The following is a 13801-nucleotide window of genomic DNA, read 5'->3' as shown; positions in this document are numbered from 1 at the left end:
GGTATGTCCATGCTTGACATGATTAGTTCCGGTATAAATGAGCAATCATTCAAAAAAATTTAGCCGCAAGCCGGTGTAACATCCAGCGTTTGGCCGTGTCTTTCCGGGCAACCTGTTTTTATTTCTTAACGGATGGATTCTGACATGAACTCGAAAAAGCTCATTCTCCTTGTCGCTATCGGTGTTGTCGTTGCACTGTTTATCGGCTTTGGCGGACCGGAAATACTGACCCTGGAAAATCTGCAGAGGCACCAGTCTTCCATTGAGCAATGGATCAGCCAGAACCTGTTGGTGGCAGTGATCGGCTATGCCGCTATCTATGTGGTTGTCACTGCACTGTCACTCCCTGGTGCTGCTATCATGACTCTGGCTGGCGGCGCCTTTTTCGGCAACATTTACGGCCTGATTGCGGTCTCTGTTGCTTCAACTATCGGTGCCTCGCTGGCGTTTCTGGTCGCCAGATTTCTGATTCGCGACACACTGCGAAGGAAATACGCGGAAACCGTCGCCAAAATGGATCGCGGCATCGAAAAAGACGGTGCCTTTTATCTGGCGACCCTGAGACTGGTGCCGGTCTTCCCCTTCTTCCTGATCAACCTGGCCATGGGTCTGACAGCCATGAAGCTGAAAACCTACGCCCTGGTGAGTTGGGCGGCAATGCTGCCTGGTACTTTCGTGTTCGTGAACGCAGGCACTCAGCTGTCAAAGATCGAGTCCACGGGTGACATTCTTTCTGCCAACCTGCTGTTGTCATTTGCACTGCTGGGCCTGTTCCCGCTGATTGCCAAGTTCATTGTCGGCTTTATTCGCAAGCGCCGTGTGTATGCGGGCTGGAACAGGCCGGACTCCTTTGACTACAACATGCTGGTGATTGGCGGCGGTTCTGCCGGCCTGGTTTCGGCTTACATCGCCGCTGCGGTTAAGGCAAAAGTGGCATTGATCGAAAAGGAGAAAATGGGCGGCGACTGCCTGAATACCGGCTGCGTGCCGTCCAAAGCACTGATCCGCAGCGCCAAGGCTGCAGACACCCTGCGCCACGCCAACCGTTACGGCCTGGAGTCGGTGCCGGTGACAGGTTCATTCAGGAACATCATGAACCGTGTTCAGGACGTGATTGCCAAGGTGGAGCCCCACGACTCGCCTGAACGTTATCGCAAATTGGGCGTGGACTGCATCGCCGGCACGGCCAGTTTCGTATCCCCCTGGGAGCTGGAAGTCGTCCACAATGATGGCCGCACCGAGCGCCTGACGGCCCGCAGTATTGTGGTCGCCACTGGTGGAAAACCGGCAGTCCCCCCGATTCCGGGGCTGGCCGAAATGGAACCACTGACCTCCGATAATCTGTGGTCGCTGGACACCCAACCGGACCGGTTGCTGGTGCTGGGCGGCGGCCCCATCGGCTCTGAGCTGGCCCACGCCTTTGCGCGTCTTGGTAGCAAGGTGACCCAGGTGGAGATGGGGGACCGAATCCTGGCAAAGGAAGACAGTGACGTTGCTGAGGTGGTGATGAAGCAGTTTCAGCAGGATGGTATTGATCTGAGGCTGAACCATGCGGCAAAAGAGTTTGCCATCGAGGACGGAGAAAAAGTGGCGTATTGCGAACACAACGGCGAGCGTGTCCGGATTCCGTTCGACCAGGTTCTGGTGGCCGTTGGTCGGGCTGCTAATACCAAAGGCCTCGGGCTGGATAAAATCGGCGTCGAAACCCTGCCAAATGGCACAGTACCTGTGGAGGACGACATGAGCATGCGCTTCCCCAACGTATTCGCCTGCGGCGATGTGGCTGGCCCCTACCAGTTTACTCATGCTGCCGCCCACCAGGCCTGGTATGCCGCCGTGAATGGTCTGTTTGGCCAGTTCAAGCGCTTCCGGGTGGATTACCGGGTGATGCCCTGGGTAACCTTCACTTCGCCGGAAGTGGCGCGGGTGGGCCTGAGTGAGGCGGAAGCCAGGGAAAAGGGAATTGCCTATGAGGTGACCCGTTATGGCCTGGACGACCTGGATCGCGCCATTGCCGAGAGCGAGGATTACGGCTTCATCAAGATTCTGACACCGCCGGGCAAGGACAAGATACTGGGCGCCGTTGTGGTGGGTATGCACGCGGGCGAAATCCTGGCGGAATTCACCCTGGCGATGAAACATGGCCTGGGGCTCAACAAGATTCTGGGAACCATTCACCCCTACCCGACCTGGAACGAATCGGCCAAATACGCTGCAGGCGAATGGAAGCGTGCCCATGCTCCACAGGGCATTCTTAAACTGCTTGAGAAGCTCCATGGCTGGCGTCGCGGTAAACAGCCTCGCGACAAGGCTGTAAAAGAAGCGACAACGTAAAACAAAGAAATGGCGCCAGTGTTGTAACACTGGTGGTGTTGGTTTGTCTGTACTGAAAGATTCACCATGAACACGGAGCAGCTATGCCCCTGACCCAAACCGCCGAAAGACGTATTCCTGCCGTTGAAGTGCTGGAACCCCGGGCCCGCGACAGCTGGACCCACACCCGCAACGGCGATCCGCGCGGTTACATTGACGCGGATAAACTCAAGGAGTTATGGATTCACACCGGCACAGCCTGTAATCTGGCCTGTCCCTTCTGCCTTGAGGGTTCCCACCCCGGCGACGGCCGCATTCCGGGCATGAAGCTGAGCGATGTGAAACCGTTTATCCATGAAGCTCTGGACATGGGCGTGGAGCAGTTTTCCTTTACCGGCGGCGAGCCCTTCGTGATCCGCGATTTCATCAATATCCTGGACTACGCCAGCCACCACCGGCCCTGCTTTGTGCTGACCAACGCCACTGACCCGCTGTTGAAACGCCGCCATCAGGTGTTGCCGTTGCTGGATAATCCCTACCCGATCCATTTCCGCGTCAGCCTGGATTTCCCGGACCGCGCCCGTCACGACGTTGACAGGGGCGAGGGTAGCTTCGACAAGGCGCTGGAAGGCATCCGCTGGCTGGTGCATCAGGGCTTCAAGGTTTCCATCGCCCGCCAGACCGATCCGGATGAGCGTATTGCCGACGTGGAAGCGGCTTTCCGCGGCATTTTCCGCGAGTGGGGCATCCCGGAAACCCTGGCGTTCACCGCCTTCCCGGACCTGGGTACCCCGGGCTCGGAAGACGGCAGCCCAGAGATCACCGAAACCTGCATGGAAAAATACCCCACCAGGGAGGCCCGTTCCCATTTTATGTGTACCTACACGCGCATGCTGGTGAAGCGGGATGACCAGGTGCGGGTGTATGCCTGCACTCTGGTGGACGACGATCCGCAGTATGACCTTGGCGGTACCCTGGCGGAGAGCATGGATGAGCGCATCATGTTGCGGCATCACCGGTGTTTTTCCTGTTATCGGTTTGGGGCCAGTTGTTCGGCGCCCGGTTAGTTTTGGCTGGGTGCTGGTTTTTTAGGACTGGTTGCTGGGAGTTGGCGGCCTGGGGGTGGTGTTTTATTTCCTTGGGAAAAAGAACTCGCTTCGCTCAGACACCTTTTTCCTGGCGGAAAGAAAACACCACCCCCAGACCGCGGTTAATTCACTGCAATTCGTTGGTAAAACAACGCTTTTCTTGAACTCGGTTGCTGTGCCTGATGAGTCGGGGACGGCATGTTGAAAAGTATGAAGGAGGCAGTGGTGGCGGGGGTTCAAAAAATGTGGAGCGCCAGGGATGGCGCGACCAAGCCCCCCATGGATGGGTTCACGGGCGTTTTTTTGAACCCCCGCCACCACTGACTCAAGCACGGTGCTCAGAGGTAACCGGATAAGCCCCGGATGACCGGAAAACAAGGCAGAGAACGAGGACAAGACAGACGATGAACTTTACGGAAGCCACCCTGTTTTGGGGATTTTTGGTGTTCTATGGCGTGGTGATGTATGTGCTGTCGCCAAAGAGTAAAAATGCCAATTCCTTTTACAAGGGGGCGGATGACCAGGGTAATCCGGTGGGGCAGTGGTCGCTGACGGCGAGTATTTTTATCAGCTGGATCTTTGCCAAGTCGGTGACGAACGCCGCCAACCTGGGGGCGGCTTACGGTGTGACCGGGGGGCTGGCTTATGCCAGTTACTGGCTTTCGATTCCGGTGGCCGGCTACATCATCTATCTGATTCGGACGCAGACCGGGGCTCGCAGCCTGCAGGAATTTCTGACGTCCCGCTTCGGGCGGCTGGCCAGCCTGGCGTTTGCGGCGGCGATTCTGATCCGGTTGTATAACGAGGTCTGGAGTAATACCGCCGTGGTGGGTGGTTATTTCGGGCTGCCGGGCGAGTGGGAATACTATGGCGCGGCCATGCTGTTTACCGTGTTTACCCTCGCCTACAGCCTCAAGGGTGGGCTGCGGTCGTCAATTTTTACCGATGTGATCCAGACCTTTGTGTTCGTGTTCTTTGTGGGGGCGGTGCTGTTCCTGATCATTCCCGCCAACGACACCAGTGCCCTGCTGACCAACGGCGAGTTCAAGCTTAATGCCGGTTTTGACCTGTTGCTGGTCGCCCTCTTGCAGATGTTCAGCTATCCCTTCCACGATCCGGTGCTGACCGACCGGGGCTTTGTGAACAAAGAAAAAACCATGCTTAAGAGCTTCGTGGTGGCCGGGCTGCTGGGCTTTGTGGCGGTATTTATCTTCAGCCTGGTGGGTGTGCATGCGCGGCTGAACGGCATTGAGGCCATGGGCAATGCGCCAGCGGCCGTGGGCCAGTCCCTGGGACTGGCGGCGCTGTTCTTTATGAGCGTAATCATGATGACCTCGGCGGGCTCCACCCTGGATTCCACCTTCAGTTCCCTGGCCAAGTCCCTGGCGGTGGATCTGCCGCGACTGGCGAAGCGGGCCAAGGACCGGCTGCCCAGCGTGCGGGTGGGCGCGGTGATCATGATTGTCTTTGCCTTCCTGGGCAACATTCCGATGTTTGCCGGCACCGACATTCTGTTGGCCACGACCATCTCCGGCACCATGGTGATGGGGCTGGCACCGGTGTTTCTGTTCTACGGGTTTACCCGCTGGTCGCCCTGGAGCTTCCATCTCAGTTTCTGGACCGGGCTGGGGCTTGGCATTCTGCTGTCGGCGGGGCTGATCCCATCAAGCTGGGCCATCGGCGACGGGGCCTATGCGAAGCTCCTTGGTGTCAACGCCTACGGCTTCCTGATCTGTACGGCCGGCTTCTTCCTGCCACTGTTGGCCCGTAAGCTGGCAGGGCGCTCGCTTGCGGCCGGTGAGGCCTAGGCATTGGTATGAACGAAGGCCGAAGCTGCCCCCTGGCTTATCGATACAAACCGTCCGACTTGTGCCGGGAGCCTCGCCAGGTCACCGAGGATGTGCTCTATATCATCGGCGGGCTCTACGGAAACCCATACGCTCTCGACGAGATCGAGCGGATGGCGCTTGCAGAGGAGCGCCATGGACACAGGGTCAAGCTGGTGTTCAACGGTGACTTCAACTGGTTCAACGCCAGCGATACCCTGTTCAGGGAAATCAATTGCCGGGTGCTGGATCATATGGTCAGCCTGGGCAACGTGGATTACGAACTGGCCACCCCAAGTGACGGTGCGGGCTGTGGCTGTGCCTACCCGGACTTTGTTGACCAGGGCGTGGTCGAGCGCTCCAATCACATCATGGAGCGGTTGCAGGGAGTGGCTGGTGACCACCCGGACATACAGAAACGACTCCGCCTGCTGCCACGCTATCGCTGCCTGTTATTTGGAGGCCTAAAGATTTTAGTGGTGCACGGCGATCCTGAGTCCCTGGCAGGATGGGGGTTGGCCCATGAATCGTTTGTGGCGGGCAACGAATTGCAGCTGGCGGAATGGTTTGTCGAGTCCGGTGCTGATGTGATTGCCTCCACCCACACCTGCCTGCCTGTGCTCTGGTCAGGAACGGTAGAAGAGCGCAGTCGCATCGTGGTTAATAACGGCTCTGCGGGTATGGGTAACCTGGAGCACGACCCGCGGGGCTTGGTGACCCGCATTGGTCTGACAAGTCCGCAGTTTGAGCCTGTTGCCGGTCTGGAGCGGCGAGGTCTGAACGTCTCATTGGTGCCGGTGGCCTACGATCTGGCAGCCTGGCTGCCACGCTTCGATCAGTTGTGGCCTGGTGGTTCGGCTGCGGCCGTGTCGTACCGGACTCGCATCGCCGGCGGCACATCCCTGACCTCAGATCGTATTGTTTTTCCTTCTGCTGTTTAACAAATTTGTCACTGGCGCGCGTCCCAATCCGGTCTATTCTTACAGAGCAGGGCAGCATTCCTGGCAGGGTAGCCAGTAAGCCTGACTTGAAATATATTTTGTGGTCTATATAATTTAACGCTAACTTTTTGAGGCGAATCGATCACGTTATGACATCAGAAGGCTCGAATACCACCGCCATCAACCTCCGCACACCGGTCAAGGATGATGGCTACAGGCTCCACCAGCTGATTGCGGAATGTCCGCCGCTGGACCCCAACTCGATCTACTGCAACCTCCTGCAGTGCAGCCACTTTGCCGAAACCGGCGTGGCAGCGGAGATAGACGGCGATCTGGTCGGTTTTATTTCCGGTTATATTCCCCCCCAACAGCCTGAAACCGTCTTTGTCTGGCAGGTGGCCGTTCACGAGAAAGGTCGTGGGCAGGGTCTGGCCAAGCGGATGCTGAAGGCGATTGTGGACCGGGACGCGTGCAAAAACGTGACCCACATGGAAACCACGATCACTGAAGACAACGAGGCTTCCTGGGCGCTGTTCCGGTCGTTTGCCCGTGACATGGGTGCCGAGCTCACCTTTCACGAGCACTTTGAGAAAGAGACCCACTTCGGCGGCGAGCACGACTCTGAATTCCTGCTCCGCATCGGGCCTTTTACCAAGCCGGCGTAACCGCTTTCCCGAACGATCGATACCCCTGTTTGGACTGGCCGGCAGATTGCTGAGGTGAATCTGTCACAACGGCCTCAACCAACGTGCCACCGCACAACTACCTCGAACCTGACATGCTAAGAGGCAAGACCATGGAACTTTTCAAGTCGACTGAATCCGAAGTACGTGTTTACTCCCGTGCCTTTCCGGTGATTTTCAACCGTGCCAAGAACGCGCACCTTTACACCGAAGACGGCAAGGAATACCTGGATTTTCTGGCCGGCGCCGGCTCCCTGAATTATGGCCACAACAACGACATTCTCAAGAAAGCCCTGCTGGAGTACATTGAAAACGATGGTGTCAGTCAGGGTCTGGATATGTTCACCACGGCAAAGCACGACTTCATTGAGTCCTACAAGACGCACATCCTGGATCCCCGTGGCCTGAACTACAAGATGCAGTTCACTGGCCCGACCGGCACCAACTGTGTGGAAGCGGCCCTGAAACTGGCCCGCAAGGTGAAGGGTCGTAATGGCATCATTTCCTTCACCAATGGCTTCCACGGCGTGACCATGGGCGCGGTTGCCGCCACTGGTAACAAGCACCATCGTGGCGGTGTCGGTACCCCGCTGGGCAACGTGGATTTCATGTTCTACGACGGCTATCTGGGTGAGAACGTGGACACCCTTGAGATCATGGACAAGGTGCTGTCTGATGGCTCGTCCGGCTTTGAGCTGCCCGCCGCGGTGATCGTTGAGGCAGTCCAGGGTGAAGGCGGTCTGAACGCGGCCCGCGCCGAGTGGCTGCAGGGTCTTGAGAAGCTGTGCAAGAAGCACGACATCCTGCTGATTCTGGACGATATCCAGGCAGGTAATGGTCGTACCGGCGAGTTCTTCAGCTTCGAGTTTGCCGGCATCAAGCCGGACATCGTGACCGTTTCCAAGTCCCTCAGCGGTTACGGCCTCCCCATGGCGTTGGTGTTGTTCAAGCCGGAGCTGGATGTCTGGAGTTCAGGCGAGCACAACGGCACCTTCCGCGGCAACAACATGGCCTTTGTAACCGCCCGCGCAGCCATTGAGACCTACTGGAAAGACGACGCCTTTGCCCAGGATGTGAAGGCCAAGACCGAGGTGCTGGGCCAGGGGCTGCAGGCCATCTGTGACAAGTACCCGGGGGAGTTCCGGATGAAAGGCAGGGGCATGATGCGTGGTATTGAAGCTACCCACGCCGAGTTGACAGACAAGATCACCAGCCGTGCCTTTGAAAAAGGGCTGATTATTGAAACCAGTGGCCCCAACGACGAAGTGATCAAATGCCTGATGCCGCTGACTACCAGCGACGACGATCTGCGTAAAGGTGCTAAACTTCTGGCTCAAAGCGTGGATGAAATCATGCAGGAAGGAATGAGCAAGGCGTCCTGAGACGCCTGCCATCCCCCAAAATTCATTCTGCAGGATAACGACGGTAACACTATGACTAGCGAACAACATACCGTAGAGAAGATTGGCGGCACCTCGATGAGTAACTACGAGGCCGTGCGCGACAATATTATTCTCGGCGGGCGCGATAAGGACGACCTCTACCAGCGCATATTCGTGGTCTCCGCCTACGGCGGTGTCACCGATGAACTGCTGGAACACAAGAAAACCGGCGAGCCGGGCGTTTACGCACTGTTTGCTGATGCGGAATCCGACTGGGCCTGGGGTGACGACCTCACCAAACTGATCAAGTTCCTGACCGATATTAACGGTGAGCTGTTCGGGGACCCGATGCTCAAGCAGCAGGCGGACCAGTTTATTACTGACAGGATTGAAGGGGTTCGTGGTTGCCTGATTGATCTGCAGCGCCTGTGTTCCTACGGCCAGTTCCAACTGGAAGAACACCTTCTGACAGTACGGGAAATGCTGGCGGGCATTGGCGAGGCCCACAGTGCCTTCAACACCGCCCTGAAACTTCAGCAGGAAGGCATTAACGCACGCTTTGTCGACCTGACTGGCTGGCGCGACAACGAGCTGCTGCCACTGGACGAGAAGCTCAAGCAGGCTTTTGATGCCGTAGACCTTACCCGTGAGCTGCCCATTGTTACCGGCTATGCCCAGTGCAAGGAAGGCCTGATGCGCACTTTTGACCGTGGCTACAGCGAGATGACCTTCAGCCGGGTGGCAGTCATCACCAATGCCCGTGAGGCGATTATCCACAAGGAATACCATCTCAGCTCTGCTGACCCCAACATTGTGGGTGCCGACAAGGTGGTCCCCCTGGGGCGTACCAATTACGACGTGGCGGACCAGCTGGCGAACCTGGGAATGGAGGCGATCCACCCCCGCGCCGGTAAGGGCATGCGCCAGAATGAGATCCCGTTGCGGGTAATGAATACTTTTGAGCCGGAGCACACCGGTACTCTGATCACCGGCGATTACATCAGTGAAAAGCCGCAGGTAGAAATCATAGCCGGCAACAAGGGCGTGTTTGCTATCGAGGTGTTTGATCAGGATATGCAGGGTGAGCCCGGCTCCGATCGCCGCATTCTCGAAGTGTTGGGGCGGTTCAAGGTGCGCTTTGTGTCCAAAGACACCAACGCCAACACCATCACCCATTACGTTGACAGCACCCTCAAACACGTCAAGCGGGTGGTACGGGCGCTGAAAGACGAGTTCCCCAATGCTGAAGTCAACACCCGCAAGGTGGCGATCGTTTCTGCCATTGGCAGTGATATCAAGATACCGGGCATTCTGGCGCGGTCGGTCAAGGCCCTGGCGGACGAAGAAATCAATATTCTGGCCCTGCACCAATGCATGCGCCAAGTGGACATCCAGTTTGTGGTGGATGAAGACGCCTACAAGAAGACCATTGTGGCGCTCCACGGTGTATTGATTGAGCCCTACAACCACGAGTATGCCATCGTCGCAGCCTGACCCGGTCGGTAATTACCGCAACCGGCTCTGGCTGGCCCGGTCTTCGGGAATCCATGGCCCTGTTCCGCGCGTATCTTCTATAAATTTACGACCGGAACCTGTGCCATGAATGAACTTCAGAGCCCGGGGCCGTCTCCGACCATAGCCCACTCCGGCGAAACGGAATCCCTTGTAGGGCTGTATTTCAGGGATGCGTCCCGCTACGAACTGCTTACCAACGAAGGTGAACGTCGCCTTTCCCGCAGATTGTCCTCCTGCTACCGCATTATATCGGCAGAGATGGGTTTGCCTGAGAATACTCCCCAAACCTACCGGGAAGTGATTGGAAGCCTGGGTGACGCCTGCGCTTTCTCGACCAGGTGCCGGCGTGCCTACCACCTTGCCACAGACAGCCGCCAGCGGCTGATCCGGAGTAACCTGCGGCTGGCGGTGCATATTGCACGCCGTTATGCCAACCGCGGTATCCCCATGTCAGATGTCATCCAGGATGCCAATGTTGGCCTTATCAAAGCTGTAGAACGATTCGACCCCACCAAAGGGTTTCGTTTTTCCACTTACGCCTACTGGTGGATCAGCGAAGAGGTGAAGCGCTGTATGAAGCGGGGCACCCGTCTGGTGCACACGCCGGAGAACGTGGTGGACGAAATTCGTCTGCTGCAGAAAACCGCCCTGATGCTTCACCAGACCCTGGGCCGTACGCCATCACAAAGTGAGTTGGCACGGGAAATTGAAGTATCGCCCTCGCGCATCGGAGAACTGCGGGCCCTGGCCAACATGGAAGTGTCGGTGGATATGCCCGTAACCGCTGAGGGAGGCGTCACTCTTGGTGACAGCCTGAGCGCGGGTGAGCAGTCTGCGCCGGATCATGACATGCTGCATCGGGACCGCAAGCGGACGCTGGCAGCGTTGCTGGCTGATCTCAGTTCACGGGAAAAAGACGTGCTGTCCCGGCGCTTCGGGCTGGGTCTGCCAGAACCGGAGACGCTGCAGGTTATATCCGACCATCTCGGAATCAGCCGTGAGCGCGTGCGGCAGATTGAAAAGGGCGCTCTGAGAAAACTGAGAAGTCGAGTCGAAAGCCCGGAAGAGTCACTCCGGAGCCAGGCTCCGGAGAACCGAGGCAGTTAGCCATGGGTCATAAAGAACCAGGTGCCGGCCGCTACCTGACACAACAATACAATTGCGGTCAGCACCAGCCTCAGTTTCAGGTACCACTGGGGCCAGTATCCTCTCATCCAGCGTGCATCCACTACATAGAGCGCCATGTAGGCGACAGTATAAAGCACGATCTGGGCAGCGACGGGCAGTAAAAGCCCGATGCCTGCCGAGACAAAAAATACCTGGCTGAGCAGCATGGTGACCAGTGGCGAGATAGGGTAGCACCGGTTTTCCAGCTGCATGGCCAGTGGCCAGTAGATTCCTGCCATAAAGGCGAGGATACCGGCACTGTACAGATAGAAATAACTGATGATGGCCACGCTTTTGGCAGGCATCATGAACAGGCCGAAAATGGCCGCAAGAAAGGGCAACAAGCCGGCAATGCCAACGACGATCGCCAGCCTGGCGACCGCAATCACGAGTTGCGCCCCTGCACCCGAATTCTCATGGGTTTGATCTCAGCGGGCGCCATGCCAACCATTTCGTGGTAGGCAGACGGATGCACCACTTCAGTGGACATAATACTGAAACTGGCCAGGGTGTCCTGGATTTCCCAGCTACTGCGAAACAGGCGGGTATGGCTCCTGGCGTCGGATAGCAGATGGTACTTCTCATCGATTACCAGCCTTGCCATGTATTGCTGACCCTCCAGAGAGATGATTTCCAGCAGGTCAATGGTCAGGTCGGGTATGTGCCTGAGTTCTTCCAGGGTTATTCTCACCGTTTTGCTCTCATTAGTACGCGAGGGATGATGTGTTACCCACGGACTTACGAGCAGCGGATGGTTTGGGATCATCTGGCGGCCTGAAAGTGGCAGGAAAAACGGGGGTTCACACCTTGCCGGCAAGCTCCCGACACACCGAGTGTTGTGGGCAACAGGTCAGGTGGTCATTCACCATTCCCACCGCCTGCATGAACGCATAAACAATGGTGGGCCCCACAAAATTGAAGCCTCGCTGTTTCAGCGCTTTGGACATGGCCTCTGCTTCCGGGGTGTATATCGGGACCTGATCGAAGCTGCCCCAGTGATTCTGGATTGGCGCGTTGTCCACAAACGACCACAGGAAGTCGCTGAACGAGTGCCCCTGCTCCCGCAGCTCAAGATATCCCCTGGCGTTACGGATAATGGATTTTACCTTCAGGCGGTTGCGGACAATGCCCGGGTCCTGCAGCAGCGACTCAATCTTGCTGTCGTCGTATCCGGCGATGCGCTGGGGGTCGAAGTGATCGTAAGCTGCGCGGTAGTTTTCCTGTTTTCTCAGGATAGTAATCCAGCTCAGCCCTGCCTGCTGGCCGTCGAGACACAGTTTTTCGAACAGCGCCAGGTCATCGTATTCCGGCCGGCCCCAGACGTTGTCGTGGTAATCCATGTAGAGAGGGTCATCGCCGCACCATGGGCAGCGCTGTTGATCTTCCATAATCACTCCTGCTTGCGGATGATGACGGGATTGTGGAATAGCCAGTGTACCGGAGCAATGGGTCGGGCCGGCTGGCTGGCTTGAAAGAGCCCCCCGGGGGTCTGTAAAAGTGATCCCGAAGGGAACGAATGCCCGGAGTGGCGGTAGACCAACGCCACCAGGAAATCGCCAACCTGGCCGGCGGAGGCCCGCCAGCTCTCGTCGCTGCCGTCACCGATCAGCTGGAAATCAGGGGTAACCTCCAGTGTCTGCAAGTTGCCGGCAATACCACGCCCGGTTGCTTTCAGCCAGGCTTCCTTGAGAGTCCAGACCTTGAGAAAGGCCTCGCAGTCGTTGCCGTCAAGCAGCCAGGTTTGTTCACTGGGAGTGAACCAGCGCCGGACCACTTTCTGCCAGTGCGGATGCCGGTTGCGGGGCTCGATGTCCAGCCCCAGGCCAGGGGTGGCTGACACGGCACAGGCAGAGAAGCCGTGGCTGTGACTCAGGGACAGGTGCCATCCCGGGGGATGGGCTGAACAGACCGGCCTGCCGTCGACGGGACAGCATTCTGCGCCAGCGGTGCCGGAGGCGCCTGCCAGGGCCTGGCGAATCAGCCAGCGGCTGCACAGGTATTCCTGGCGTCGAATGCCGCTGAATGCGGCCACCGTGGCGTGCTCAAACGCTGTCAGCCATTGCGGGGTTGCCGGGTCGTCTGACTCCGGTTCCCGGCACAGCCACACCGTGGGAGCAAGGTCAGGGTTGGAGCCGGTCAATGATCCACCTGTCGTCCTCTTTCACATATTCAAACCGGTCGTGCAGTCGGCTGGGGCGACCCTGCCAGAATTCAATGCGTTCGGGCACTACGCGATAACCACCCCAGAAATCCGGCAGTGGTATTTCGCCTTCGCTGAACCGGCGCTTCATCTCTGCAACTTTCTGCTCCAACAACCCGCGGGAGGTAATGGCCCGGCTTTGTTCCGATACCCAGGCTCCGATCTGGCTGCCCCGTGGGCGAGAGGCGAAATAACGCAGTGATTCGGTTTTGCTGACTTTCTCGACCTTTCCCTGAATCCGTACCTGGCGGTTAAGGGCGATCCAGGGAAACAGCAGGGCCGCTTTTGGATTCTCTGCCAGCTCCCGTGCCTTACGACTGCCATAGTTGGTGTAGAACACGAAGCCGGACGCATCGAAATATTTCAGTAGCACCGTGCGTATGTCCGGCATGCCGTCGCCACCGGTGGTGGCCAGTGACATCGCATTGGGTTCGAGAATGCCGGCTTCACGGGCATCTCCAAACCAGGTCTGGAACTGTTTGACCGGGTTGTCATCGAGAGCGTCGCGATCCAGGCCTTCGCTCTCGAAGTCACGCCGCATATCGCTAATGTCCATCACGGTTACCTGTGTCAGGGATTCGTCGTTTAATACGGTGGCAACAGAATATCGGGTTCCTTGCGCCTTGTCAGTCTGCCAGCGGTTCCGGCTGACAAAACCGCTACTTGCAGACTATCCTTGTTAAACT

13 protein-coding genes are annotated in these 13801 nt (G+C 57.5%); 8 read left to right on the top strand and 5 right to left on the bottom strand.

The window, feature by feature from the left end; translation table 11 throughout:
* Window positions 1-144: 144 nt before the first annotated feature.
* The 8 genes from FO268_RS19220 to FO268_RS19185 all read left to right on the top strand — a co-directional run bounded on the left by FO268_RS19220 (window position 145) and on the right by FO268_RS19185 (window position 10855).
* Window positions 145-2334 carry an FAD-dependent oxidoreductase gene (locus tag FO268_RS19220; protein ID WP_150994871.1) on the top strand — a complete coding sequence of 730 codons (2190 nt, stop codon included), beginning with the start codon at window positions 145-147 and terminating at the stop codon, window positions 2332-2334.
* Window positions 2335-2417: 83 nt separating this feature from the next.
* Complete coding sequence (locus FO268_RS19215; RefSeq protein ID WP_150994870.1) at window positions 2418-3380, top strand: radical SAM protein; 963 nt, start codon at window positions 2418-2420, stop codon at window positions 3378-3380.
* A 425-nt stretch (window positions 3381-3805) separates the two neighbouring features.
* Entirely contained in the window at window positions 3806-5209 is a 1404-nt protein-coding gene (locus tag FO268_RS19210; RefSeq protein WP_150994869.1) for a sodium:solute symporter family transporter, read from the top strand.
* A gap of 8 nt (window positions 5210-5217) precedes the next feature.
* Window positions 5218-6168: a metallophosphoesterase family protein gene (locus tag FO268_RS19205; protein ID WP_150994868.1), complete on the top strand. Its 951-nt coding sequence runs from the start codon at window positions 5218-5220 to the stop codon at window positions 6166-6168.
* 149 nt (window positions 6169-6317) lie between these two features.
* The gene (gene ectA / locus FO268_RS19200; RefSeq protein ID WP_150994867.1) at window positions 6318-6833 is read left to right on the top strand and encodes a diaminobutyrate acetyltransferase; all 516 of its coding nucleotides are present in this window, start codon (window positions 6318-6320) and stop codon (window positions 6831-6833) included.
* 131 nt (window positions 6834-6964) lie between these two features.
* Window positions 6965-8233 carry a diaminobutyrate--2-oxoglutarate transaminase gene (gene ectB, locus FO268_RS19195; RefSeq protein ID WP_150994866.1) on the top strand — a complete coding sequence of 423 codons (1269 nt, stop codon included), beginning with the start codon at window positions 6965-6967 and terminating at the stop codon, window positions 8231-8233.
* Window positions 8234-8284: 51 nt separating this feature from the next.
* Window positions 8285-9727 (top strand): aspartate kinase, encoded by a 1443-nt coding sequence (locus tag FO268_RS19190; protein WP_150994865.1) that lies wholly within the window; start codon window positions 8285-8287, stop codon window positions 9725-9727.
* Window positions 9728-9832: 105 nt separating this feature from the next.
* Entirely contained in the window at window positions 9833-10855 is a 1023-nt protein-coding gene (locus FO268_RS19185; RefSeq protein WP_150994864.1) for a sigma-70 family RNA polymerase sigma factor, read from the top strand.
* On the opposite strand, the gene FO268_RS19180 is transcribed toward FO268_RS19185, so the two are convergent.
* The 5 genes from FO268_RS19180 to pdxH form a co-directional block, all read right to left on the bottom strand.
* Window positions 10852-11304: a DUF3429 domain-containing protein gene (locus tag FO268_RS19180; RefSeq protein WP_150994863.1), complete on the bottom strand. Its 453-nt coding sequence runs from the start codon at window positions 11302-11304 to the stop codon at window positions 10852-10854. The genes FO268_RS19185 and FO268_RS19180 overlap by 4 nt on opposite strands.
* On the bottom strand, window positions 11301-11606 hold the full coding sequence (locus FO268_RS19175) for a DUF6482 family protein (RefSeq protein ID WP_150994862.1): 306 nt from the start codon (window positions 11604-11606) through the stop codon (window positions 11301-11303). The genes FO268_RS19180 and FO268_RS19175 overlap by 4 nt, the downstream gene beginning before the upstream one ends.
* A gap of 109 nt (window positions 11607-11715) precedes the next feature.
* Window positions 11716-12303: a DNA-3-methyladenine glycosylase I gene (locus FO268_RS19170; RefSeq protein ID WP_150994861.1), complete on the bottom strand. Its 588-nt coding sequence runs from the start codon at window positions 12301-12303 to the stop codon at window positions 11716-11718.
* Window positions 12304-12305: 2 nt separating this feature from the next.
* Complete coding sequence (locus tag FO268_RS19165; RefSeq protein ID WP_225316880.1) at window positions 12306-13055, bottom strand: 4'-phosphopantetheinyl transferase family protein; 750 nt, start codon at window positions 13053-13055, stop codon at window positions 12306-12308.
* The gene (pdxH, locus tag FO268_RS19160) at window positions 13036-13671 is read right to left on the bottom strand and encodes a pyridoxamine 5'-phosphate oxidase (protein ID WP_150994860.1); all 636 of its coding nucleotides are present in this window, start codon (window positions 13669-13671) and stop codon (window positions 13036-13038) included. The genes FO268_RS19165 and pdxH overlap by 20 nt, the downstream gene beginning before the upstream one ends.
* Window positions 13672-13801 lie beyond the last annotated feature (130 nt).

The organism is Marinobacter denitrificans (assembly GCF_008795955.1).
Classification (GTDB): domain Bacteria; phylum Pseudomonadota; class Gammaproteobacteria; order Pseudomonadales; family Oleiphilaceae; genus Marinobacter; species Marinobacter denitrificans.
Note: the sequence above shows the minus strand (reverse complement) of the source record. Positions and strands in the feature narration are given on the sequence as shown.